21 protein-coding genes and 1 pseudogene are annotated in these 23,650 nt (G+C 44.7%); 5 read left to right on the top strand and 17 right to left on the bottom strand.

Annotation, left to right across the window (positions count from 1 at the left end; translation table 11 throughout):
• Positions 1-101 precede the first annotated feature (101 nt).
• A complete protein-coding gene (gene nsrR, locus NSQ09_RS10935) occupies positions 102-542 on the top strand; it encodes a nitric oxide-sensing transcriptional repressor NsrR (protein ID WP_014479293.1) in 441 nt (146 codons plus the stop codon).
• A gap of 151 nt (positions 543-693) precedes the next feature.
• On the top strand, positions 694-2,154 hold the full coding sequence (gene lytF / locus NSQ09_RS10930; RefSeq protein ID WP_014479292.1) for a peptidoglycan endopeptidase LytF: 1,461 nt from the start codon (positions 694-696) through the stop codon (positions 2,152-2,154).
• A 41-nt stretch (positions 2,155-2,195) separates the two neighbouring features.
• Here the strand turns inward: lytF and NSQ09_RS10925 are convergent, their stop codons facing one another.
• A complete protein-coding gene (locus NSQ09_RS10925; RefSeq protein WP_003233371.1) occupies positions 2,196-2,519 on the bottom strand; it encodes a YqzG/YhdC family protein in 324 nt (107 codons plus the stop codon).
• 200 nt (positions 2,520-2,719) lie between these two features.
• Between NSQ09_RS10925 and NSQ09_RS10920 the strand changes: the two genes are divergently transcribed.
• Positions 2,720-2,962, top strand: coding sequence for a YhdB family protein (locus tag NSQ09_RS10920; protein WP_003233373.1), 243 nt, complete (start codon positions 2,720-2,722; stop codon positions 2,960-2,962).
• 14 nt (positions 2,963-2,976) lie between these two features.
• Here NSQ09_RS10920 and yhdA read toward each other — a convergent pair whose 3' ends face one another.
• From yhdA to NSQ09_RS10855, 14 genes and pseudogenes are all read right to left on the bottom strand, one after another.
• On the bottom strand, positions 2,977-3,501 hold the full coding sequence (yhdA, locus tag NSQ09_RS10915; RefSeq protein ID WP_032677419.1) for an FMN-dependent NADPH-azoreductase: 525 nt from the start codon (positions 3,499-3,501) through the stop codon (positions 2,977-2,979).
• Entirely contained in the window at positions 3,498-4,145 is a 648-nt protein-coding gene (gene yhcZ / locus NSQ09_RS10910; protein ID WP_046160374.1) for a two-component system response regulator YhcZ, read from the bottom strand. The genes yhdA and yhcZ overlap by 4 nt, the downstream gene beginning before the upstream one ends.
• Complete coding sequence (gene yhcY / locus NSQ09_RS10905) at positions 4,142-5,281, bottom strand: two-component system sensor histidine kinase YhcY (RefSeq protein WP_021479676.1); 1,140 nt, start codon at positions 5,279-5,281, stop codon at positions 4,142-4,144. Before yhcY ends, yhcZ begins: the two co-directional genes overlap by 4 nt.
• A 147-nt stretch (positions 5,282-5,428) precedes the next feature.
• Entirely contained in the window at positions 5,429-7,174 is a 1,746-nt protein-coding gene (gene pgcA / locus NSQ09_RS10900; RefSeq protein WP_017695406.1) for a phosphoglucomutase, read from the bottom strand.
• Between the two features lie 129 nt (positions 7,175-7,303).
• Positions 7,304-8,971 carry a glycerol-3-phosphate dehydrogenase gene (gene glpD / locus NSQ09_RS10895; protein WP_015715569.1) on the bottom strand — a complete coding sequence of 556 codons (1,668 nt, stop codon included), beginning with the start codon at positions 8,969-8,971 and terminating at the stop codon, positions 7,304-7,306.
• 140 nt (positions 8,972-9,111) lie between these two features.
• Entirely contained in the window at positions 9,112-10,602 is a 1,491-nt protein-coding gene (gene glpK / locus NSQ09_RS10890) for a glycerol kinase GlpK (RefSeq protein ID WP_341031343.1), read from the bottom strand.
• Between the two features lie 18 nt (positions 10,603-10,620).
• Positions 10,621-11,445, bottom strand: a complete 825-nt coding sequence (glpF, locus tag NSQ09_RS10885) for a glycerol uptake facilitator protein GlpF (RefSeq protein WP_041335635.1) — start codon at positions 11,443-11,445, stop codon at positions 10,621-10,623.
• 178 nt (positions 11,446-11,623) lie between these two features.
• Entirely contained in the window at positions 11,624-12,202 is a 579-nt protein-coding gene (gene glpP, locus NSQ09_RS10880; RefSeq protein ID WP_072557137.1) for a glycerol uptake operon antiterminator GlpP, read from the bottom strand.
• A gap of 27 nt (positions 12,203-12,229) precedes the next feature.
• Positions 12,230-13,582 (bottom strand): aspartate aminotransferase family protein, encoded by a 1,353-nt coding sequence (locus NSQ09_RS10875; protein WP_341031339.1) that lies wholly within the window; start codon positions 13,580-13,582, stop codon positions 12,230-12,232.
• Positions 13,583-13,727: 145 nt separating this feature from the next.
• A pseudogene (locus NSQ09_RS23085) lies at positions 13,728-13,829 on the bottom strand (AEC family transporter); the annotation flags it as partial.
• A 173-nt stretch (positions 13,830-14,002) separates the two neighbouring features.
• Entirely contained in the window at positions 14,003-15,544 is a 1,542-nt protein-coding gene (locus tag NSQ09_RS10870; protein ID WP_003239590.1) for a bifunctional GNAT family N-acetyltransferase/carbon-nitrogen hydrolase family protein, read from the bottom strand.
• 15 nt (positions 15,545-15,559) lie between these two features.
• Positions 15,560-16,222, bottom strand: a complete 663-nt coding sequence (locus tag NSQ09_RS10865; protein WP_014479281.1) for an HAD family hydrolase — start codon at positions 16,220-16,222, stop codon at positions 15,560-15,562.
• A 127-nt stretch (positions 16,223-16,349) separates the two neighbouring features.
• Positions 16,350-16,772, bottom strand: a complete 423-nt coding sequence (locus NSQ09_RS10860; protein WP_014479280.1) for a CBS domain-containing protein — start codon at positions 16,770-16,772, stop codon at positions 16,350-16,352.
• A 136-nt stretch (positions 16,773-16,908) separates the two neighbouring features.
• The gene (locus NSQ09_RS10855) at positions 16,909-17,304 is read right to left on the bottom strand and encodes a YhcU family protein (RefSeq protein ID WP_003233401.1); all 396 of its coding nucleotides are present in this window, start codon (positions 17,302-17,304) and stop codon (positions 16,909-16,911) included.
• A 110-nt stretch (positions 17,305-17,414) separates the two neighbouring features.
• On the opposite strand from NSQ09_RS10855, the gene NSQ09_RS10850 reads away from it, so the two are divergent.
• Complete coding sequence (locus NSQ09_RS10850; protein ID WP_003244785.1) at positions 17,415-18,323, top strand: RluA family pseudouridine synthase; 909 nt, start codon at positions 17,415-17,417, stop codon at positions 18,321-18,323.
• A 29-nt stretch (positions 18,324-18,352) separates the two neighbouring features.
• Here NSQ09_RS10850 and srtA read toward each other — a convergent pair whose 3' ends face one another.
• Entirely contained in the window at positions 18,353-18,949 is a 597-nt protein-coding gene (gene srtA, locus NSQ09_RS10845; protein WP_341031333.1) for a sortase SrtA, read from the bottom strand.
• On the bottom strand, positions 18,946-22,599 hold the full coding sequence (yhcR, locus tag NSQ09_RS10840) for an endonuclease YhcR (RefSeq protein ID WP_080031054.1): 3,654 nt from the start codon (positions 22,597-22,599) through the stop codon (positions 18,946-18,948). The genes srtA and yhcR overlap by 4 nt, the downstream gene beginning before the upstream one ends.
• Positions 22,600-22,681: 82 nt before the next feature.
• Between yhcR and NSQ09_RS10835 the strand changes: the two genes are divergently transcribed.
• Positions 22,682-23,362 carry a spore coat protein gene (locus NSQ09_RS10835; RefSeq protein ID WP_371149681.1) on the top strand — a complete coding sequence of 227 codons (681 nt, stop codon included), beginning with the start codon at positions 22,682-22,684 and terminating at the stop codon, positions 23,360-23,362.
• Positions 23,363-23,650 lie beyond the last annotated feature (288 nt).

Raw genomic sequence — 23,650 nt, 5'->3', positions numbered from 1 at the left:
AACATGCACCCAGCTGGGTGCATGTTTTTTTAATTCCTTTTTTTTCATTTTTCAATCGATTATGATAAGATATAGAAAATGTCTTATTCTGAGGTCTTATTATGAAGTTAACCAATTATACAGATTATTCATTAAGAGTGTTGATTTTTCTGGCTGCAGAGCGTCCCGGAGAACTTTCAAATATAAAACAGATTGCCGAAACGTATTCTATTTCAAAAAATCATCTCATGAAAGTCATATACAGGCTCGGCCAGCTCGGCTACGTAGAAACGATACGCGGACGGGGCGGCGGCATACGATTAGGCATGGAACCTGAAGACATCAACATCGGTGAGGTTGTCAGAAAAACGGAGGACGATTTTAATATTGTTGAATGTTTTGATGCGAATAAGAATCTCTGTGTTATTTCCCCGGTTTGCGGCTTAAAACATGTGCTGAATGAAGCGCTTTTGGCCTACCTCGCAGTTTTAGACAAATACACACTGCGCGACCTCGTCAAAAACAAAGAAGATATCATGAAGCTTTTAAAAATGAAGGAATAGATCAAGATTCCTTCTTTTTTATGCCCTTTTTCCCCCTTATTGTTAAGATAATTTGGCTATTTTTATAAAAAGGCAAAACGATGAGACAAATGTGCCGATATAAAAAAGAAACAGCAAATGCAAAATCATTGGGGGAAAAAGGAGAGCTAAGATGAAAAAGAAATTAGCAGCAGGGCTGACAGCATCTGCGATTGTCGGCACAACTTTAGCAGTGACACCAGCTGAAGCAGCAACGATTAAGGTCAAAAGCGGAGATTCTTTATGGAAACTGGCCCAAACCTATAACACAAGTGTGGCGGCCCTCACATCCGCCAATCATCTTTCGACTACTGTTCTGTCGATCGGCCAGACGCTTACTATTCCAGGCAGCAAATCCAGCACTTCTTCATCTACTTCAAGCTCAACAACCAAGAAGAGCGGAAGTTCTGTTTACACAGTGAAAAGCGGAGATTCACTTTGGCTGATCGCAAATGAGTTTAAAATGACGGTGCAGGAACTGAAAAAATTAAACGGACTAAGCAGCGATTTAATTCGTGCTGGGCAGAAATTAAAGGTGTCCGGTACTGTTTCTTCAAGTTCCAGTACAAAAAGCAGTTCCAATAAGAGTTCAAGCTCCAGTTCAAAAAGCAGTTCTAATAAGAGTTCAAGTTCCTCATCTTCTACGGGAACATATAAGGTGCAGCTTGGAGATTCACTCTGGAAAATTGCAAACAAAGTCAATATGTCCATCGCTGAATTGAAGGTCTTGAACAACTTAAAATCAGACACCATTTACGTGAATCAGGTGTTGAAAACAAAATCAAGCGGCTCTGATACGTCTTCTAAAGACACTTCATCCAAATCGAACCAAACTTCAGCAACAACTAAATATACCGTTAAAAGCGGTGATTCACTTTGGAAAATCGCAAACAACTATAACCTGTCTGTACAGCAAATCCGAAATATCAACAATCTGAAATCAGATGTGCTGTACGTTGGACAAGTATTGAAGCTGACAGGTAAAGCATCTTCAGGCTCTTCATCATCGTCGTCTTCTTCGTCAAATGCAAGCTCAGGCACGACGACTACATACACAGTGAAAAGCGGTGATTCCTTATGGGTGATTGCTCAAAAATTTAATGTAACAGCTCAGCAGATTCGTGAGAAAAACAATTTAAAAACGGATGTCTTGCAGGTTGGCCAAAAGCTGGTCATTTCCGGAAAAGCTTCATCATCGTCTTCATCCGGTTCTTCAAACACCACCAGCTCAACGAGTGCGAAGATTAACACAATGATTTCGGCCGCTAAAGCGCAGCTTGGGGTTCCGTATCGCTGGGGAGGCACGACACCGTCCGGGTTTGACTGCAGCGGATTCATTTACTATGTACTGAACAAAGTCACATCCGTATCTAGATTAACGGCAGCGGGATATTGGAACACAATGAAATCAGTTAGCCAGCCTGCTGTCGGAGATTTCGTTTTCTTTACAACATATAAAGCCGGCCCTTCCCACGTCGGAATTTACCTAGGCAACGGGGAATTCATAAATGCCAACGATTCCGGAGTTGTCATTTCCAATATGAACAACTCTTACTGGAAACAGCGCTATCTCGGTGCAAAACGATATTTCTAAAAACAGAAACTGTGCGGCCTTAACGGCTGTACAGTTTTTTATTAGAGCCTAAAGACGTTGATGCTGATCATATGATTTGTCACCGGATGAAAATAGACTTCGGCCCGAACAGAAAAAGTGTCATCTTTCTGTCTGACTGTCACCCGAAAGACATCTTTCGTCTGCTGATCATTCACCTCTGTACGCCCCATATAAGCATAATCAGAAAATGAAGCGCCCTTATATTCATCCTGAATTTTGCTCCAGGCAAGCTGTTCCCACTTTTGAACGGACTCGTCTGTGTCCGTTGAATGACCTTTTGCAGCCATTGACACGATAATCAATCCGCAAAAAAGAAGCGCGATGGTATACGGCAGGGATTTCATTTTTTCAGTCTCCTGTACCCAGAATATATTCCCTCATAGGTTTACCAAAAGCGATATCTTCATTCAGGCATTTTGATTTTATGTCTCCCTCATATTGCTACCCCTTTACTGACGCAGACGGCAAGTTTTGCCCCGTCAATAACAGAGGATGCGGCATAAACTAAACATGAACTTCTCACCCAAGAAAGGAGAAGCGATTCATGGATTATGCCGATTACGATAAAGCGCTTTATTACACCCATCGTTCTCAATGGGATAATTTATTAATTTTAATGGTGCGTACAGAGGACGATTTGTTATCAAAACGAATTGAGCATTTTCTGCATGCGTATCATTTTGAACAGGATTACGCCGTTTTAGAAAAGATGCTGTATTCCCTTCTCCGATATATTGATCATGCCACAGAGCTGACTTATGAAGATCAAATAGCCCTTCTCACATAAACAAATCCCGGCGTTTAAACGCCGGGATTTCCTGCTTTTGCGAACATGCTGAGTTCTTCGACAAGCTCTTTTATGCTTTCCTTAATGTTTTCAGCCACTGTAGCATTTTCAACATCAATATGCACCGGATCAAGCACCAGCTGCTTTGGGATGACATTGGCGTAGACACCCCGCATCACAGTTCTCATATTGTTCAGCGCATTGATGCCGCCTTTTCCGCCTCCCGCTACTGCCAATAATGCAACGGGCTTATATTTGAATTGTTCGCTGCTTAGAAAATCCAAGGCATTTTTTAAAGCGCCGCTCATGCCGCTGTGATATTCAGGCGATAATAATACAATCGCATCCGCTTTCGTAACGCGTTGCTTAAGCTCCTGTACCTTCAACAGTTCAGATTGATCCGCTTCACCGTTAAAAACCGGCAATACAAACTCGCTTAGATCAATCAAATCCGTGTGATACAGAGCTGCAATATAGGATGCTGCAATTCTTGTTCTGCCATGTTTTCTTGGCGTGCCATTTATGACTAACATGTTCATTTTGAGATCTCTCCATTCAGGTTATATTTCACTGCGAAAAGCGCTGCTTGCGTGCGGTCGGCCACTTCAAGTTTTGCTAAAAGATTCGATACATGGGTTTTTACTGTTTTTTCTGAAATAAACAAGGCTGCTGCGATTTCTTTATTGCTTTTCCCGTTCGCTATTTCAGTCAGAACGTCTTTTTCCCTTCTAGTTAATTGATAGTATTTTTCTTTTTCCGGGTCGTGCTGATTTTTCATATGTGTCAGCACATGGGGCATAATAGCTGTAGAAAGCTTGTATTCGCCACCATGCACTTGTCTTAGTGTTTTCACCAATTCCTCGGGCTCCGTATCCTTTAATTGATACGCCTTCGCGCCTGCCTGAAGCGCGGGGATGACGTACTCCTGGTCAGAGTAGCTCGTCAGCACAATGATATTCGTCTCCGGAAATTGCTGTATTGCTTTTTTAATGGCTTGAATGCCGTCCATCTCGGGCATAGACAGATCCATTAGCACAAGATCCGGCTTTGTCTCTTCGATGACACGGAGAGCTTCTATTCCCGTTGCAGCTTCTCCGACAACTTCAATATCATCCTGGGTGGCAAAGAAAAAACGCAGACCCTTTCTGACAACATGATGATCATCAGCAATGACAATTTTCATACCGCCCCTCCTTTTCGGCTTGTTAGCGGAAGCCTGATGGACAGCTTTGTTCCAGTTCCAAGCGCTGACTCAATCCAAAACTTAGCTCCGGCTTTTTCCGCTCGTTCTTTCATACCCTTGATGCCAAGTGAAGGCAGACCGGCATGCGCTTCATAGCGAAATCCTGCCCCATGATCGATGATATCCAGCTCCGCATGGCACAAAGAAGCAGTCAGACTAACATACGCCGTATCCGTTCCGGCATGCTTTTTGCAGTTATTTAAAGCTTCCTGGACGACACGCCATAGCATATGCTCCTGCTCATCAGTCAGAACAGGACAGCCTTTTTGTGTAAAAATGATCTTCAATCCAATGAGCGCACCATAGCTTTTAATGGCTTCAGCCAGCCCTTTTTCCAATCCTCCGGGGCGAAGCTGCCAAATTAACGCTTTCATTTCTGCGAGCGCGTCCTGTGATAGGTTTTGGATGAAATCAATCATCTGCTGTAAATTCTCATCTTTTGTTAGTGTCTTCGCAGCTTTGGCAGTTAAACTGACGGAAAACAGCATTTGATTGACTGAATCGTGAAGCTCCTGAGCGAGGCGGTTACGCTCCATTAAAAGAGCATTTTTTTGTTGATATTCAGAAAGCCTCATACGCTGGATTGCCGTTCCGATCTGAAAGGCGACAGATTCGAGTAAATGCAGCTCTTCCTCATCAAACATGGTTTTTCCGGCCGCCGCTACATTTAACAATCCGAATCTTCTGTCCCCGTCTTCTAAAGGCACAGTTGCATGATGCGTAATCCCTTCTGTGTCAAAACAATGCAGGTTTTCTGCTGATTCGATGCGTTTGCAGTTCATGATATTTGCAGCCTTTCTAAGCCCTCCGTTATTGAATTTCGTCAGGCAGTAACACTCCCCTTCGCACATCAGCACTTTTTCCTTGCGGCTTAAAGCCGGGGGCAGATAAGCGTCGGCCGCTAACGTATAAGACCCATCTTCTTCGATCAGAAAAATCCATCCGGATTGAAGGTTTGTCAGACTCAGCAACTCTTTTAAAACCTCATCCAGTGTTGCTTTGATATCGTGCCCTTGATTTAAGGTTTCCGCAATCGTTTTCAGCGTTTTTAATTTTTCCATCCTCGTTTTGCTCACGTTTCTCACTCCGGCATTGATCTTGTATTTAAGATTATACCAGTTTTTTGTATTTCATTACTTCACTTGTAGGATGATTTTCTTTCAGACTTTTGGATGAGAAAAGAAAAAGCCGGATCATTTACAATGACCCAGCTCATACTTGAATTATTTTGCTGTCGACTCAACAATTTCATCCACCGTCTTCATTACATCTTCAGAAAGGGCGGCAAGACGCTGTTCACTGTCTTCCAAAGATGACCCTTTTACGGCGAAATAAAATTTCACCTTCGGCTCAGTTCCTGAAGGACGAAGACAGAACCAAGACCCGTCTTCCAGGAAGTATTTCAATACATTTGATTTTGGCAAGTCGATGGCTTCTTCTTTATTTTCAGTCAGAAGCGTCCGTTTGCTTACAGCGTAATCTTCTGCTGTGACAACCTGTTTGCCCGCCATTTTCTGCGGCGGATTTTGTCTGAAGGAAGCAAGAATCGCTTCAATTTGCTCTGCTCCTTGTTTGCCTTTCAGCGTCAGGGATTTCAGCCCTTCACGATAAAAACCATACTCGTTAAAGAGATTGATGAGCGCCTCATACAATGACATTCCCTGTTTTTTATAGAACGCGCAAACTTCAACTGCCAAAAGCGCAGCCTGAATGGCGTCCTTATCGCGGGCAAAATCCCCGATTAAATAACCGTAGCTCTCTTCATAACCAAATTGGAAGGTATACTGGCCTGATGCTTCGTATTCCTTAATCTTTTCACCGATAAACTTAAAGCCTGTCAGCGTATCAATCGTATCAAGGCCGAATGAAGAAGCTACAGCACGGCCGATTTCGCTTGTGACGATCGTTTTGAGAACAACACCGTTATCAGGCAGGATGCCTTGTTTTTTCTTTTCAGAAAGCAGGTAATGAAGCAGCAGCGCTCCGGTTTGGTTTCCTGTCAGCACTGTATATTTGCCTTGATCGTTTTTCACCGCGATGCCGAGGCGGTCAGCATCAGGATCTGTCGCGATGAGAATATCTGCATTCTGCTCCTCCCCAAGCTTAATGGCATATTCGAATGCCGCATGCTCTTCCGGGTTCGGCGATATAACAGTGGAGAAGTTTGAATCCGGCAGTTCCTGTTCTTTGACAACCGTTACATTTTTGTAGCCGAGTGCTTCAAGACCGCGTCTGACCGGTTTATTTGCAGTTCCATGCAGCGGTGTGAAAACAACCTTTACATCTACTTCTTCCGATAATTCAGGATGTACAGAAATGGACGTCAGTTTTTCTGTATAAACTTTATCAATATCTTCACCGATGATTTTGATTAAGCCTTTTTCTTTTAACTTATTTTCTTCGTCCACTGTGATCGTCAGCTCATTTTCAATCGCGTTTACCTGCTCAATGACGATGTCCGCTTCCTTTGGAGGCAGCTGGCCGCCATCATCCCCGTATACTTTGTAGCCGTTATATTCAGGCGGGTTATGGCTTGCCGTTACCACAATTCCACCATAAGCGTTCAGCTGTCTGACAGCGAATGACAGCTCTGGCGTCGGGCGAAGCTCATCAAACACGTATGTTTGGATGCCTTGTGTCGCAAGTGTTTTTGCCGCTTCCATCGCGAACTCCGGAGATTTATGGCGGGAATCATAAGCAATGACAACGCCCCGTTTTTTCGCTTCCTCACCTTGCTTCGAGATGTATGCCGCAAACCCGGCCGATGCTTTGCGCACAGTGTAAATATTCATCCGATTTGTCCCGGCGCCGATTTCTCCGCGCATTCCGCCGGTACCGAATTCAAGGTCTTTATAGAAACAGTCCTCAAGGGCCTGTTCATCTCCCTCTAATTCAATAAGGCGCTCTTTTAATTCCGGATCTAAATGTTCTGTCTGTTTCCAGCGTTCATAGCTCTTTCTCCAAGTCATATTCGTCCTCCTATGTATCAGCTTATGCCATTATTTTATATGAAGCGGGTGCCTCTGTCACTTGATAACCTGAGATCTGGCCCTTTCCACGTAAAAAGAAATAACGGGCTGCAGACAGCCCGTTATGATTTATTGCTCAAGCGGTACGACCGCATCGTGTAAAAGCTTGTTGAGGTTTTCTGTATGTTTGTTTTTCGCCTGCTCATCCCATTGGAATCGCTCGCTCATAAAATCAATAACGGCATCTTTATATGTTCTTACCCAATTGATATCGAAAAATAAACGTCCCGTTCTGCGGACAAAGAAGTCAGCAGGGGTTGCAGTCATCTCTTCTTCTATACTGTATTCTGCCTCAGCAAGAATATGAACCGGAATGTTGCGTTTCGCGGCCTCATCTTTCAGCGCTTCTACCCGGTCAAAGACGCGATCTACGTTAGAGCCGTATCTGATCGCAAGCTGTTTTGCGTCTTTTTCTGATAAACCGGCTGCAATTCCTTCTTTTGTTTTCGCGGTAACGAAGGACATAAGATTTTTCGAACCGCCGACGTGCCCGCCAGAGATTGGCATGTTTTTCGTTTTACATGGTCCAAAATCCTTTTCGCCCTCTTCTTTTAAGCGATCACGGACAAGATCAACGATGTGCTCCGCCATTTTTCTGTATCCAGTCAGTTTTCCGCCGGCAATGGTGATCAGGCCTGAGTCAGATGTCCAAATCTCGTCTTTCCGTGAAATTTCAGAAGGATCTTTGCCTTCTTCATGAATCAGCGGACGCAGCCCCGCCCAGCTGGATTCGATGTCATTCGCAGTGATATTCAGTTCCGGGAACATGTAATTGATTGAATTGATGACATAATCACGATCCTCCGTTGTCATCCGCGGATGCTCCAGCGCCTCTTTGTAAACAGTGTCTGTTGTTCCCACGTATGTTTTGCCTTCACGAGGAATCGCAAATACCATCCGTCCATCAGGTGTATCGAAATATACAGCCTGTTTCAGCGGAAAGACAGACTGGTCAAATACAAGGTGAATGCCTTTTGTATGCTGCAAATGCTTTCCGTTTTTCGAATGGTCTTTTTCTCTAAGCTGATCGACCCAAGGGCCTGTAGCATTGACAATTTTTTTCGCATACACTTTATATTCTTTCTTTGTCAGCACATCTTCAATTAATACGCCGACGGCTTTGCCTTTTTCGTAAAGAAGCTCCTTCACTTTGGAGTAATTCACAGGCTCTGCCCCGAATTTCACCGCTTCCTTCATGACTTCGATGGTCAGTCTCGCATCGTCAGTGCGGTATTCCACATAGTACCCGCCGCCTTTTAAGCCGTCTTTTTTCACCAAAGGCTCTTTTTGCAACGTTTCTTTTGCTGAAAGCATGCTTCTTCGTTCTGACTTTTTCACACCTGCAAGGAAGTCATAAACCCTTAACCCGATAGATGTTGTAAATGAACCGAATGTGCCGCCTTTATGAAACGGAAGCAGCATCCATTCCGGTGTAGTGACATGAGGGCCGTTTTCATACACAATTGCCCGCTCTTTTCCTACCTCAGCGACCATTTTCACTTCAAATTGTTTTAAATAGCGCAAGCCGCCATGTACCAGCTTCGTTGATCGGCTAGATGTTCCCGCCGCAAAGTCCTGCATTTCGCTTAGTGCGACCTTCATTCCCCTTGATGCCGCGTCAAGAGCTGTTCCGGCTCCTGTAATTCCTCCTCCGATAATAAATAGGTCATATGTTTTTTTCGTCATGTCTGTCAGCATGCGATCTCTTTCAAGACTTGAAAATTGATGTTTCATCATTACGTCTCCTCCTTGTTGTCACGGTAAATAGAAAAAGAGACCACAACAGCCAAAGTGCATGCTTACACTTTGGTGCTGTGGTCTCTCCTCATCTCAGGACCGTTCTTATTAACTTGTAACCATTATACCATAGTATTACTTTATTTAAAAGCCATAGCTGCTTTTACGGCTTTTTGCCAGCCTTTATACAGCTCATTTCGTTTTTCTTCTTCTAATTCAGGTTCAAACCGTTTATCCAGATTCCACTGGTTCGCGATTTCAGAACGGTCCTTCCAGAATCCCACAGCGATACCTGCCAAATAAGCCGCGCCAAGTGCAGTCGTTTCATTAATTTCCGGGCGCTCCACAGGAACATTCAACAGGTCTCCTTGGAACTGCATTAGGAAATTGTTTTTCACAGCTCCTCCATCTACACGAAGCGTCTTTAATGAAATGTTTGAATCTGCTTCCATTGCGTCAAGCACATCTTTTGTCTGATAAGCCAATGACTCCAGTGTCGCACGGATAAAGTGCTCTTTTATTGTCCCTCTTGTCAGGCCGAAAACCGAACCGCGCACATCACTGTCCCAGTAAGGCGTTCCCAGTCCGACAAATGCTGGAACGACATACACGCCGTCAGTTGAATCCACTTTTTCTGCATAAGATTCGCTTAGCGATGAATCCTGGAACATTCTCAAACCGTCTCTAAGCCACTGGATGGCAGAGCCTGCGACAAAAATGCTTCCTTCTAACGCATAGTTCACTTTTCCGTCAATGCCCCAAGCGATTGTTGTCAAAAGCCCATGTTCGGACTTAATTGCTTTTTCCCCGGTATTCATCAGCATGAAACATCCTGTGCCGTATGTGTTTTTCCCCATGCCTTCTTCAAAGCATGCCTGGCCGAACAATGCGGACTGCTGGTCGCCTGCCGCTCCCGCAATCGGGATATTTTTTCCGAAGAAGTGATAATCAACAGTCTCCGCATACACATGGGAGGACGGCTTCACTTCAGGGAGCATGGATTTCGGTACGCCTAGAATGTCGAGCAGTTCATCGTCCCATTTTAAATCGTAAATATTAAACATCAGTGTTCTTGAGGCATTGGAGTAATCGGTCACATGCGCTTTTCCGCCTGACATTTTCCAAATGAGCCACGTATCAATCGTTCCAAACAGCAGCTCGCCTTTTTCCGCTTTTTCTCTCGCGCCTTCCACATTGTCTAAAATCCACTTCACCTTCGTGCCGGAGAAGTATGGATCGATTAAAAGCCCAGTTTTTTCTCTGAATTTATCATTATATCCTTTTTCACGAAGTTCCTCACAAATGCCGGACGTCTGTCTGGACTGCCAAACGATTGCATTATAGACAGGACTTCCTGTATCTTTATCCCACACAACCGTCGTCTCGCGCTGGTTCGTGATGCCGATGCCGGCAATTTGAGAAGCGCTGATTCCTGATTCAGAGATGACTGAGGCGATAACCGCGAGGACAGAGCCCCAAATTTCATTGGCATTATGCTCAACCCAGCCAGGATGCGGGAAGTATTGTGTAAATTCCTTTTGAGCAGAGTGGACAATTTTGCCTTCTTTATTAAACAGAATCGCTCTTGAACTTGTCGTCCCCTGATCTAAGGATAAAATGTACGTTTCCATAAGATGTCTCCCCTTTGATTAAATATATTTAGAATTTGATAATGTTTTAGCAGAATATGATTTCGTATAAACATAGAGTCCTAACAATACCACAACCAATATAACGCTTACAATCCAGAAGCTGCTTGTGATGTGCCCTTTAAATGCAGCGTTGTAAAATACACCGCCGAATGATCCGCCTAAAATCGGGCCGACTACCGGAACCCATGCGTATTTCCAGTTTGATGAGCCCTTCCCCGGAATCGGAAGAAAAGCGTGGGCTATCCGCGGACCTAAGTCACGTGCAGGATTGATAGCATAGCCGGTGGTGCCTCCCAGAGAAATACCGATTGCTACAATGAGGAAACCGACGATTAAAGGATTAAGTCCTTCTGTAAATTGATTTGCCCCAATGGCCAAGATTCCAAGTACAAGGACAAATGTCCCAATCACTTCGCTTAAAACGTTTGCAAATGTATGCGGAATGCTGGGCCCTGTTGAGAAAACACCCAGCTTGGCAGCGGGATCATCCGTTGACTTCCAGTGCGGGAGGTAATGCAGATAAATAATCACCGCACCGATGATCGCTCCGATCATTTGCGCCGCAATATAAACCGGAACCTCTTTCCAAGGAAAATCTCCTACAAATGCAAGCGCTATCGTTAGCGCCGGATTCAAATGGGCACCGCTGATGCCGCCAACCGCGTATGCCGCCATGGCAACACCCAATCCCCATCCAAATACAACAACAATCCAGCCAGACCGGAATGAAAGCGATTTCTTTAAATTGACACCTGCACAAACACCTGCACCAAAAATGATAAGCAGCACCGTACCGATGACTTCTCCCCAAAATGCTGTCATAGCACATTCCTCCTAAAGTCACGATTAAAAAGCATGATAGAGAAGAAGAGAATAAAAAAACCACAACAAACCGCTTTACGGGTGCATAAACATTTGCCGTAAAGAGCTGCTGTGGTCTCCGAGTTCTCCATCACAATGTATTAACATAGTGCAATTGTATCAGTGCATGAAAGCGGTGTCAATCACTTTCCGTCAAAAAGTTTTCATATTTTTTCCACAATTTGGCATTAGACGTTGTGACAGCTACAGCCCCCGCTTTCAATGCCTGCTCTACATCCTCTTCCGTACGGATGAACCCCCCGGCAAAGATGGGAATCCCTGTTTTCTCTTTTATTTCCTGAATGAGTGTCGGAACGATGCCGGGAAGCACTTCGATGAAGTCAGGCTTATGCTTGCCGATAAACTCCATGCTTTTCTCCATCGCGCTTGTATCAAGCAAAAACAGGCGCTGAATGGCATAAATTTTCTTCTGCTTCGCTTTGGCAATCACGTTCGATCTTGTGGAAATAATCCCAGCGGGCTTGATATCCTGACATATAAATTCCGCACCGTATTCGTCATGCTTAATCCCTTGAATGAGATCGACGTGCACCATCATGTTCTTTCCGTGCTTTTGCGCTTCTTTGATCACGCCCTTCAGCTGCCCGAGATGAATATCAAGAATAACACCGTAAGAGAACGAACTGTTCAAAAACTCATCAAATTGCTTCATATTGCGAATAGCCGGTAAGATCGGCTGGTTATGAAAACTCATCATGTGCTCCTTTAATAAATCACTTTTATATTATATCGTTTGAAAACTTTCTTTCACCGTTTTCACGATAAAGGAAAGGTCCTCTTCTGTCAGGCAAAATGGCGGCGCGAGCTGGATGACGTTGTTGTAGCCGGCGACTGTATCGCCGTTTTTGCCGATGATCAGCCCTTTTTCTTTGCACGCTGCAACCACTTGGTTTACTTTGGCGGCATCAGCCGGCTCTTTAGTCAATTTGTCTTTGACGAGTTCGATTCCGATCAGCAGCCCTTTTCCTCTAACATCCCCGACTGCCGGGTGTTCTCTCAGAGCTTGAAGCTCACCTAAAAGCTTTGCTCCAAGATCGCGGGATCGCTGAATCAGCTGTTCGTCCTCCATAATTTGCAGGTTTTTCAACGCCAAGGCACAGGCAGCCGGGCTTCCGCCGAACGTGTTCACGTGGCGGAAACGGTCATAAGGAGCTTCCCCCTGATACGCTTCGAAAATATCCCGTTTAACAGCAGTCGCTGACAATGGCAGATACGCGCTTGTGATTCCTTTTGCCATCGTAATGATATCAGGCTTCACACCGTAGTGCATAAACCCGAACGGCTCACCTGTCCGTCCAAACCCGCAGATCACTTCATCGCAAATCAAAAGGGCTCCGTGGCGCCGGCAAATGTCCTCCACCTTCTTCATATATCCGTCCGGCGGCATTAGGATGCCTCCGCCTGTAATGATGGGCTCCATAATGACCCCGGCAATCGTTTCGCTTAATTCCCATGTCATGATGCGGTCGATTTCATTTGCGCTTTCAAGCGTGTCTGCATCATCAGGATTCCGGTATATATCTGGCGGAGCTGCATGCAGGAACCCTTGGCTCAAATGCTCGTATTTATATTTGCGCTGCGCCTGTCCGGTAGCTGAGAGCGCTCCCAATGTATTGCCGTGGTATGCCCGATATCTTGAGATGAATTTATAACGGCTGTGGTCGCCGTTTTGCAGATGGTACTGGCGGGCAATTTTAAAAGCAGTTTCGTTTGCTTCCGATCCGCTGTTTGAAAAAAAGATAACATAATCGCCGCCAAGCCATTCATTCAGCTTTTCCGCCAGTTGAATTGCGGGTGCGTGACTTTGCGTTAACGGGTAGTAAGGCAGCTCCTTTAGTTGCTCATAGGCAGCCTCCGCAAGCTCCTTTCTGCCGTAACCAATGTTGACGCACCACAAACCGGACATCGCATCCAAATAGCGGCGCCCGTCTATGTCGGTTACCCAGGCCCCCTCGGCCTTCTGGGCTATCAGGCTGTCCGCTTGATGCGCTCCCTTCATGGCATGCCACACAAATTGCTCATCTTTTTGCTTTAATCCCTGATTTTGCTGAATGTTTTCCATCCCCATCATCTCCATTTCATTAGCGTTCCCTATAATGCCAATTCAATTGAAACAGACCTTCTCTTTATGTGATGTCTTGGTGATGATTTCCCTGCCTTCAATATAAAGCCAGACCGGGTCAGAGTCAATAAACCGCGTAAATAATAAAACATCCCCATTCTCAAGAAGAAAGAGGATGCAGCTTCCAAAGCAAAACAGGCAAAGTGACAATGCTCAGCATCGTACTGATAAAGGTCGCACTCGAAATAACTTGGACAGCCATTGCAATAGCAATGTGAAGTCTAGCCTTTTTCTGTATGATATAGGAAATGGCGAAAATACAGAAACTCCATAAGGCACCTCCACTATACAATTTACTTTTATTTTTAAAGAAAACACCTAAACAATTCCGCTTTTGTTTAAAAAAACCCGCCAATTCAGGCGGGTTTTTTCGGGTTATTTTTTATATTGAATATGATAAATATCACGCCGTCTGTCTTTTAGCTGGCGCACTGTACCGTTTTGGCGCTGTCTTCTGAGAATTTCCAGGTCAACATCGCCGATGACGACCATTTCAATATTCGGGTTTGTTTCGCCGACAATGCCGTCTCGAGCGAATTCAAAATCAGACGGGGCAAAGATGCCTGACTGGGCGTATTGGATATCCATGTTTTCCGTTTGCGGAAGGTTTCCGACCGTTCCAGAGATAACCGTATAAATTTGATTTTCAACCGCTCTAGCCTGCGAACAGTATCTGACACGCAGATAGCCTTGACGGTCTTCTGTACAAAATGGCGTAAAGATGATTTTGGCTCCTTTATCAGCCGCAATCCGGGCAAGCTCAGGAAATTCAATGTCATAACAGATCTGGATCGCGATTTTCCCGCAGTCCGTATCAAACACGCGAACTTGGTCTCCTGCGCTGATCCCCCACCATTTGCGTTCATTCGGCGTAATATGGAGTTTGTATTGCTTCTCGATCGTTCCGTCCCGTCTGAACAGGTAAGCGATATTATAGATCTTGCCTTCCTCTTCGACGAAATGAGATCCGCCGATAATGTTGACGTTATACTTCACAGCCAAGTCAGTAAAAAGGCTGATGTAATCTTCTGTATACTCGGTAATTCTCTGCACCGCCAAGCTCGGTGACCGTTCCTCAAGGAAGGACATCAGCTGGGTTGTGAAAATTTCCGGGAACACCGCAAAATCAGATCTTGCGTCGGAAGCAACATCGACATAGTATTCTACTTGATTCGCAAATTCCTCAAAGGAATAAATTTTCTTCATTTCATATTGGATCACACAAATTCTAACAGGGAACGCCGATTTATAATAGCGCTTTGTCTGCTGCGGTAGATAATCGACATTATTCCATTCCATCAGCGTCGCATACTTGATCGAAGCTGTATCATCCGGGAGATAGTTCGGGTTAATTCGCATAAGGGTAAAGCCGTTCATCAGCTGAAAAGAAAGAACCGGATCGTATATTTGATGGCGTGTCACCTGTTCAACATACTCTCTTGCTGTCATTTCATCTGCATATTTGTGATAGTTTGGAATCCGTCCGCCTATGATGATGCTTTTCAGGTTTAAGCGTCTGGCTAAGTCCTTTCTCGCCTCGTACAAACGGTGGCCGATCTTCATTCGTCTGTATTTCGGGTGCACCATGACTTCAATTCCGTACATATTCAAGCCGTCAGGATTATGGTTGGTGATATAACCGTCATCTGTAATGTCCTGCCACGTATGGCGGTCATCATATTCATCAAAGTTAATCAGGAGACTTGAGCACGAACCGATAATTTCACCTTCGAATTCTGCACAAAACTGTCCTTCCGGAAAATGCTCCAAATGGCTGATTAAATGCTCCCGCTTCCAAGGCTCCATTCCTGGAAAGCAGTCCTTTTGAAGATCGATAATCTTGTCGATGTCTTTCTCTTCGATATTGCGGATAACCATTTTCTTTTCAAACCGGGTCAAATCTAATTTCTCAGACAACCTACTCGCTCCTTTCTAGTTTTGTGAGTTCAGATGATCAAGCAATAGGGCGAGCTCCATCTCCGCCATTGATTCAAGCCTGTGATCATAGTCTTCAAACATTAAGGTACCCGTTACTTTATTCGGGACAATGACACACTTCATGCCTGCGCGTTTCGCAGCAATCGAACCATTGACAGAATCCTCAAACGCGAGACATTCCGCTGGCGATACCCCCAGGTTCTTTGCCGCCAATAAATAGAGCTCAGGATTCGGCTTCACCTCTTCCACATCATCAGCCGTTTGAATAACTTCAAAATCATCAAACAGGCCGATTTGCTTCAAATGGCCGGACACCCATTTATAATCAGAGCTGGAAGCAAGGCCTATTTTTAAGCCTAAATCCTTTGCCGCATTCAAATACGCTTCGACACCAGGTCTCGCTTTTTCTGTTTCCATGCGTTTGGCGAACCGCTCTCTTCTCAATTGTGTGAGCTCTTCATGGTTCAGCTTTTTCCCGATCTGCTCTTCTAAATATTCAAAAGGCCGGAAACCCGCAGCAGTTCCGATGACCTTTCCCCAGACAGATAGCGGCAGCACTGAGCCGTGCTCTTCAAATATTTCCTGAAGAACCTCATATTCGTGTGTTTCTGTATCTAGAATAAGCCCGTCAAAATCAAAAATTAACGCTTTAATCACTGGGTACAACTCCTTTAATACGAATTGAGACATATGTATACACTCAACTATACCCCGAAACAAGTCTGCTTTCAAAAAGTAAGGTTTTATGTGAAGAAAGAGCCTGCACACTGCAAGCTCTTTCTTATTAATGAATGTTTTGGTGAGAAATGTTTGTCAGCGCTGATCCCGCAGACTCGTTCGACATCTGATTGACTGCCAGGTCTCCAAGCGCAACGATCCCGACTAGATTGTTTTGATCTACAATAGGAAGGCGGCGGATTTGGTGCTGGGCCATCAGCTGCGACGCGTCTTCCAGACTCATATTAGGGTTTCCTGATACGAGTTCTGTTGACATCACTTCTGAAACGGGTGTCTGGCCATCACGGCCCTGAGCTGTAGTTCTTAATGTAATGTCACGGTCAGTCAGCATTCCTTTTAAAACACCTTGCTCTACAACGGGGATCGCCCCGACGTTATGCTGTTTCATTAGAGAAGCCGCTTCCTGAATCGTTTGATTCGGAGAAACGGTTGCCACCTGCGTTGTCATTGTATCTTTAACTGAACTCATTGTCAGCACCCCTTTCAATCATTAGTATGTTCAGACACGAGCCGTTTAAAAAGGGAGTTAGAGGAAAGGTTTTATGATATGATTTCTCTGATACAAAAAGAGCTTTTCTAAAAATAGAAAAGCCCTTGCCGCATGATTATATCAGCCTTCTTTGACCGAAAAAGGCTTTGTTAGTCTTCTTTTGAAAGTCAGAAAAAGCAAACGGAAAATAAATCCCAAAATCATTCAGCATCTTGCTGTTTTTTTCAAAAATCGCCTGATCACTCAAATCAGAGTGCGGCGAAGGCTTGGTCAGGATAATATGTATCATTTGCAGACAAGCCATAATTTGAAATGCTTCTTTTAATGTTCCTTGGTAATAATGGTTATTTAAAGACAGAACGCCTTTCTTTTTAAAGCGCTGAATGTCCAGTTCGGAGAAATAAAGAGGAAATACATCATGGATCAGCTCCATAGACAGCTCCTTGATAAAGCTCTCCTGTTCTGCAGTTGCTGCGTTCACAATTCTCACGTCAATCACCTTTCTTGCCATCGAATATCCTAAGTCTTACTCAAGAATAGCACAGAAAAAAACGCGAAAGCTAAGGTAAGTGTTTCCTATGAGAAACAGCAGCCTTCCGCTTCGAAAAGGAGCCATTTAACATGAACCAAAAAGGCAGAGGGCTTGAGATCCTCATCAATGAAAAACAGGACGGCCAATGGCTGTTTTCCGTACTCAAAACAGCGCTCAAAGCTTCTAAACCAGTGATACAAGACTGGATGTCCCATCAACAGATAAAGGTCAATCACGAATCCGTCTTAAACAATATGATTGTAAAAAAGGGAGACCGCGTGTTCATTGATCTTCAGGAAAGTGAAGCATCTTCGGTCATTCCGGAGTATGGCGAGCTTGATATTTTATTTGAGGACAATCATATGCTCATCATCAATAAACCCGCTGGCATCGCGACGCATCCGAATGAGGATGGGCAAACCGGCACACTGGCTAATTTGATCGCGTATCATTATCAGATAAATGGCGAAACATGTAAGGTGCGCCACGTCCATCGTCTTGATCAGGATACATCTGGCGCTATCGTTTTTGCCAAGCATCGTTTGGCACACGCCATCTTAGACCAGCAGTTAGAGAAAAAGACGCTGAAGCGTACGTATACCGCCATCGCTGAAGGTAAGCTACGGACGAAAAAAGGGACAATTAATTCACCGATCGGCAGAGACCGCTCACACCCGACAAGACGCCGGGTTTCACCAGGCGGGCAAACAGCCGTCACTCATTTCAAGGTAATGGCCAGCAATGCGAAAGAACGGCTGTCGCTCGTTGAATTAGAGCTGGAAACAGGCAGAACACACCAAATCCGTGTTCATCTGGCGAGCCTCGGCCATCCGTTGACAGGAGACTCGCTTTACGGAGGCGGGAGCAAGCTGCTAAACAGGCAGGCACTGCACGCCAATAAAGTACAAGCGGTTCACCCGATAACAGACGAGCTCATAGTTGCTGAAGCCCCTTTCCCTGCTGATATGAAAAACCTTTGCCGCACATATTTTTCATGAAGAAAAGCCGCAGGCACTGCCTCGGCTTTTTAAGTCACTCGTTTTCCATATATAATATAGCGCTTCGGGGCATTTCCGACGTATGAAAACGGATAGCAGGTCGTTAGAATAAGCTCTTCCTTTTCATGCTGGAGCGTGATAATAGATGTGTCATCCTTATCGACAATTTTTGTTTTTACAATTTCATATGTGAATTCTCCATATGACAGGAGAAGACGGAGCTGATCCCCCTTTTCCAGCTCTCCTGTCCGGCGAAACACGGTATCCCGATGCCCCGACAGCACAATTTGCCCGTTTTCATCAGGATAATAGCTGTCCTTGTAATGCCCGACACCTTTTTCTAAATCATTAGCATCGGTGCCCTCCACGATCGGAAGCTCTGCATTGATTTTCGGTATTTCTAAAATGCCGCTCGCTTGTCCGGTCTCAGGCCTAAATGATGCTTTGTTCTTTGCTTGATCTGTGCTATTTTTCGTCCCCAAAGGTTCCTGCGGCTTTTCAGCCGCAAGTTTTGCTTCTTTTAGTGTCTGTTCCGTTTTCATATTCGTATCGATCAATTTAAAGCCTCCATAGCCTGCGATCACTAGGCCGGCAGCAATGATGAATAGTGGAATAACTTTTTTCACGTTCTGGAGGCGCTCCTTTTTCTTCTGACATATAGATAAGTTCCTGACAATGTCACCGCCGCACCGATTACCATAAAGTTATAGTAGCCCGCTGACGTATCCGGAAGCTGATGATCAGACCCGCTTTCCGCAGTCTCGGTTTGTAACGGCAATGTGCTGATGCTATTAGCAGTATCAGCGGTTTTTGTGTTGTTGATTGGTATTTCATTGAATCTCGAAATGGCTGAAGGCGGCAGCTGATGAACCGGTGCTGTTCCCGGAGTTTCTTTTATATCAGGCAAATCTTCACCTGGCCTTGGATCCTCTTTAATCGGATCCTCCGTCACCGGATCATCTCCGGGCTCTTCCGTAATCGGGTCTTCTGTTACAGGGTCTTCAATATCACTGGCTTCAGCAAGCTTAATTCTTCCCTCTTTTGTATACGCAATTGGCTCATCAAAACTTTTCACGTACTCAACTGTGGCTTCCAAATCCTCAGGCCCTGTCACCGGATTTTTTCCCAGCAGTCCGATTGGCTGATATTTGGCTCCTGTCGCCGTCGCCATAAAGTTGTTGACGGTCAATGTATATGTGGCATCGGGCTGGATCTCGGTGCCATCTGCCATTTTCAAATCAACTGCTTTTCCGGTTTCTTTATCCCACGTATACGTAAACCCGCTGATGCTGTAGTCAGGCCCAAAAACCGGCGAGATTTGAGCATTGATAATCTCTCTTAAATCTTTTCCTTTAATCTCAAGCTTCGTTAACACATTTCCAAACGGCTGAATATTGTAAAGATCTCCCCACGTAATCGGGCCCTTCTTCAGCGCTTCACGGATGCCGCCGCCATTCGTAAGGGCAAAATCCGTTTTCATGGCAGCTCTCATACCATCCGCAATCAGGTTTCCAAGAGGCGTATCGCCGTCATTTGAATACCCCCCTTCCATATCAACAGCGGCTTCGCCGACTACCTCGCTGATAATCGGTTCCGCAATTGTTTCGTATTTCTTTAAAATGGCTGACGCGCTGACATCCGGTTCGATTTTACTTTGATCAACATATACGATTTCCGCGGATTTTTTGACAATGTCTTTTGTCGTTTTATCGATCTCTACATCAACGACACCTATCGCTTTTCCATATTCAAACGCTTGAACAATCAGTTTTCCATTCACTTCACCGTTAACAACCTGATGATTATGCGCGGCAAAAATCACGTCAATTTCAGAATCTGTTTTGTTTGCAAGATCAGCAGACTCACCGGTAATGGCGTTGCTGTTTTGTTCAGCTGACATATGCGCGAGAACCGCGATGGCCTTCACGCCTTTTTTCTTGAGCTCTTCGGCCGCCTCATTCACCGCTGTCACTTCATCTGTAAACTCGATATTCTTTATCCCTTCAGGCATAACCATGCCAGCTGCCGACTGTGTGACAACTCCGATAAAAGCAACGGGTACGCCCTCCACATTTATGATGTCATAAGCCGGCAAAAAGGGCTCTCCAGTTGATTTCATTTTACAATTGGCACATACAAGGGGAAAGTTCTGTCCATCATATCCGTTTGTGCCTTTCGGATGATCACCGCCATTTAAGATCCTCAGAAGTTCATCCGTGCCTTCATCAAATTCGTGGTTTCCCACGGTTCCGACATCAAATCCGATGTCCTCCATCAGTTCTACAGTCGGTTCATCCTGAAGAAGAGAGGAAACTGGAGAGCTTCCGCCGATCATATCTCCCGCGTGCACAATCAGCGAGTTTTTCTTTTCAGCCTTTTTTTCTTTTAAATATGCGGCGGCATAATCCATGCGTCCAAACGTGCCGTCTGCAATTCCATTTCCATCAAGATCAAGCTCATATTGCTGATCGATTTTGCCATGCAAATCATTCATGCTGAGAATTCTAAGCGGCACATGTTCTTGAGGTGCCGTTTGCGTTTTTTTATATCCCGCGCTCTCCGCTTCACTTGCTGAGGCGAAGAAAATTCTGTTTTCCACAGCTATCTTCTTCCAGTCAGCTGGCTGCACATATGTTTTATTCGACGAATCCCCCACATATCTTGTCAAGCCTTTCCCTTGCTCTCTGGCTCTGAATTCAAACGGCATTTCCATGAGGGGATCGTTTTCATTCCAAATTCCTTTTTGATCTTTTTTTGCAGCGGCTACTGCGGCCTGAAATTGCTGATAATCCTCTTCATTGTCAACCGGCCAAATAAAATACGTCGGAGCATAGCCGTTTTTTACAAGCTCTAAGTTCACGTTTGAACCTGATTCGGTTAAGACTTGTCCGAGCAATCTGCCATAACTGTCCTTGGCTTCACTCCCGACCTTGACAGTAATTTTATCACCCGGGGACAGAACCGTTTTTAGATAGTCAGATGCTTTTTTGCCAAATCTTAATTGATTTTCATCTGCGTCATTTTTTGGTGTGTGATATGTTTCGGGTGTATCTACATTTACAAACCGGATTTTTGTCGTTCCAAGCACCGGAGATTTAAGATGAATGGTATCGCCGTCAACTACCCGGTCAACAATCCCTTCATATTCTCCCTCTGCAGACGGAGGTGCGGGCTGCTCTTCAAGCAGCTTCAGGTCAGCCGATTTTCGCGGAAGCAGCTGAAAGGTTTGGTATCTGCTTAACACACCGGTAAATTCATACCATTTGCCCTCATCAAGCTCGTTTATCACCCCTGTTTCATTCATAACCCGGAGCGTCATTGCATGATGGTCGTCATCAATCATTGTTACATTGTAACCGCCGCCGGCAGGAGAACTTGGAATTAAGGAAACAAAAGCGGTTAGTTTCACAAGGCGTCCTTCATACTGATCACCTAGGCTGCCGTTAATAAGTTCATTGATTGTTAAGTGTTCGGGGGCGGGGAGGGATTGATTTGACTGGTTGATTTTGATGCCTGATGAGCTTGGAACGATTTCTTTCAGCCCCTGGTAAGACGTGATTTTCCCTGTCACCGTGACATCCATACCCTCTTTTAATTCGGGAAATTGTTCAGGGGATGGCGAATAAATGTTAATGCCTCCGGTTTCATCTTGCAAAAAGGTCGACAGCTTCCCGCCTCCGATTGCGTTTTGATCAGCTGTAATGATCCCTTTTATCGTTACTTCTTCATTCAGCCTTCCCCGTGCTTCATTTATGGTCACTTGCTGTTCAGCCGGCGGAGTTTTTGTGTCATCGGTTACGTTCATCGACTGAACGTTTTTAAGTCCTGTCGTGTTAAAGTAATTTTCAAGCTTTCCTTGAACCGTTATCTTTTTCCCAAGAAGAAGCGGATTGGTTTGCAGCCCAAATTGGCTTCTGAAGGCGGAGGGGATTTGCACAGGAAGGATGTGTTCGGGCGATGTTTCGTTTTTACGGTCTCCCAGCGCAACATTATAATCATTTGAAAAAGGGCTTGTCAGCTTATAATGCTGCGGGGAAACAGCCTGGCCGACTGCATATCCTTCGACAAGCGCCTGTCCTTCTTTTTGCTGTATTGCCTTCTCAATCGATATAGGCTGTTGCGGTTCAGCTGCCTTTACAGCTTCGAACGTGTACATTACATTTAAGAACATTAATGCCGTGATCAACACAATATGCAGAATACGCCTCATCATATTTCCTCCCTTATACACATAATGACAACGATTTTGTCTGCTTATCATTTCGACAGACAGCATATAATTCCTTTCAGGCTTCTGCAAAATACACGGCAGACTGACACAAAATACAGCTGATCTGAAAAAAAAGGAGGAATTCGGTTTGGATCAGTTCAATCAGCAGCAGCAATCCCAAATGAACAAAGGTATTCCTGGCAAACCGCATAAAAACCACGGCGGACATGAAATGTTTGATATGCATGAGGTGCTTTCCGGAACACTTACTGTGCTTGATCAGTTTATGATGCTGAGGCAATTCTGTAAGGATCAAGAATTACTAAACATCCTTGATCGTCAACATCAATTCATCACATCTCAATACAATATAACTGCAGAATGCTTCAAAACAGGAAGCGAACCTTCACAAAAAACAGCAACTTATATGATGAAGGAAGACAACCAGACTGTTTACGGCATGCAGCCGTCACAGCCTAAAAAACCTGTTCAATCCATGAATGATATTGATGACAGCATCATCAGCCGACAAATGCTTTGCGCGATTAAAGCACAAGCTTCTATGCTGACGATGGCTTCTCTGGAAATGACAAATCCGGCCGTAAGACGCGTACTGTCTGCGCAAATTCAAGAGTATGTTGAAATGGCATTTGAAATTTTTCTATACCAAAACAAACACGGCTATTACCAGGTTCCTCAGCTTGATGCGCAGGATATGGAACAGCTGCGAAATTCATTCGCCCCTGCCCAAGGACAAATGCCTCCGACACAAGGCGGAATGGCGGAATGGGTCAGCAAGGACTTCACTAATAACAAAGGCATTGGATAGATACTATCCAATGCCGCACTGTTTTTTTCAAATTTTTTCTTAAAATCTTTTTCAAATTGATCAAGACTTTCCTTTGTTGCTGATTTAAACCCTTTTTCAAAGTCCCCTTTTTTTGCCGTTTCCTTAATCATTTCTGAAATAATGTCTTTCCCGTATTTGTCCGTCAGCTCATCGATCATATAAAAGCTTTGCAAATAGACATCAGTGTCATATTCGGCTCTAGCTTCCTGCCAGTCTCGATCAGTCTGCAAACGGTCAAAGGGCACGACAGAAAACGTGATCGGATCT

It is taken from the genome of Bacillus sp. FSL W8-1202 (assembly GCF_038006165.1).
In the GTDB taxonomy this organism is placed as follows: Bacteria; Bacillota; Bacilli; order Bacillales; family Bacillaceae; genus Bacillus; species Bacillus subtilis.
The sequence above is the reverse complement of the archived record's forward strand: the minus strand, read 5'-3'. Positions and strand labels throughout refer to the sequence as shown.

Excerpts from the sequence above, each read along its gene's own strand:
- nsrR (WP_014479293.1), top strand. The coding sequence starts at position 102 with ATGAAGTTAACCAATTATACAGATTATTCATTAAGAGTGTTGATTTTT.
- lytF (WP_014479292.1), top strand. The coding sequence starts at position 694 with ATGAAAAAGAAATTAGCAGCAGGGCTGACAGCATCTGCGATTGTCGGC.
- NSQ09_RS10925 (WP_003233371.1), bottom strand. The coding sequence starts at position 2,519 with ATGAAATCCCTGCCGTATACCATCGCGCTTCTTTTTTGCGGATTGATT.
- NSQ09_RS10920 (WP_003233373.1), top strand. The coding sequence starts at position 2,720 with ATGGATTATGCCGATTACGATAAAGCGCTTTATTACACCCATCGTTCT.
- yhdA (WP_032677419.1), bottom strand. The coding sequence starts at position 3,501 with ATGAACATGTTAGTCATAAATGGCACGCCAAGAAAACATGGCAGAACA.
- yhcZ (WP_046160374.1), bottom strand. The coding sequence starts at position 4,145 with ATGAAAATTGTCATTGCTGATGATCATCATGTTGTCAGAAAGGGTCTG.
- pgcA (WP_017695406.1), bottom strand. The coding sequence starts at position 7,174 with ATGACTTGGAGAAAGAGCTATGAACGCTGGAAACAGACAGAACATTTA.
- glpD (WP_015715569.1), bottom strand. The coding sequence starts at position 8,971 with ATGATGAAACATCAATTTTCAAGTCTTGAAAGAGATCGCATGCTGACA.
- glpK (WP_341031343.1), bottom strand. The coding sequence starts at position 10,602 with ATGGAAACGTACATTTTATCCTTAGATCAGGGGACGACAAGTTCAAGA.
- glpF (WP_041335635.1), bottom strand. The coding sequence starts at position 11,445 with ATGACAGCATTTTGGGGAGAAGTCATCGGTACGGTGCTGCTTATCATT.
- glpP (WP_072557137.1), bottom strand. The coding sequence starts at position 12,202 with ATGATGAGTTTTCATAACCAGCCGATCTTACCGGCTATTCGCAATATG.
- NSQ09_RS10875 (WP_341031339.1), bottom strand. The coding sequence starts at position 13,582 with ATGGAGATGATGGGGATGGAAAACATTCAGCAAAATCAGGGATTAAAG.
- NSQ09_RS10860 (WP_014479280.1), bottom strand. The coding sequence starts at position 16,772 with ATGAGTTCAGTTAAAGATACAATGACAACGCAGGTGGCAACCGTTTCT.
- NSQ09_RS10855 (WP_003233401.1), bottom strand. The coding sequence starts at position 17,304 with ATGGCAAGAAAGGTGATTGACGTGAGAATTGTGAACGCAGCAACTGCA.
- NSQ09_RS10850 (WP_003244785.1), top strand. The coding sequence starts at position 17,415 with ATGAACCAAAAAGGCAGAGGGCTTGAGATCCTCATCAATGAAAAACAG.
- yhcR (WP_080031054.1), bottom strand. The coding sequence starts at position 22,599 with ATGCTGTCTGTCGAAATGATAAGCAGACAAAATCGTTGTCATTATGTG.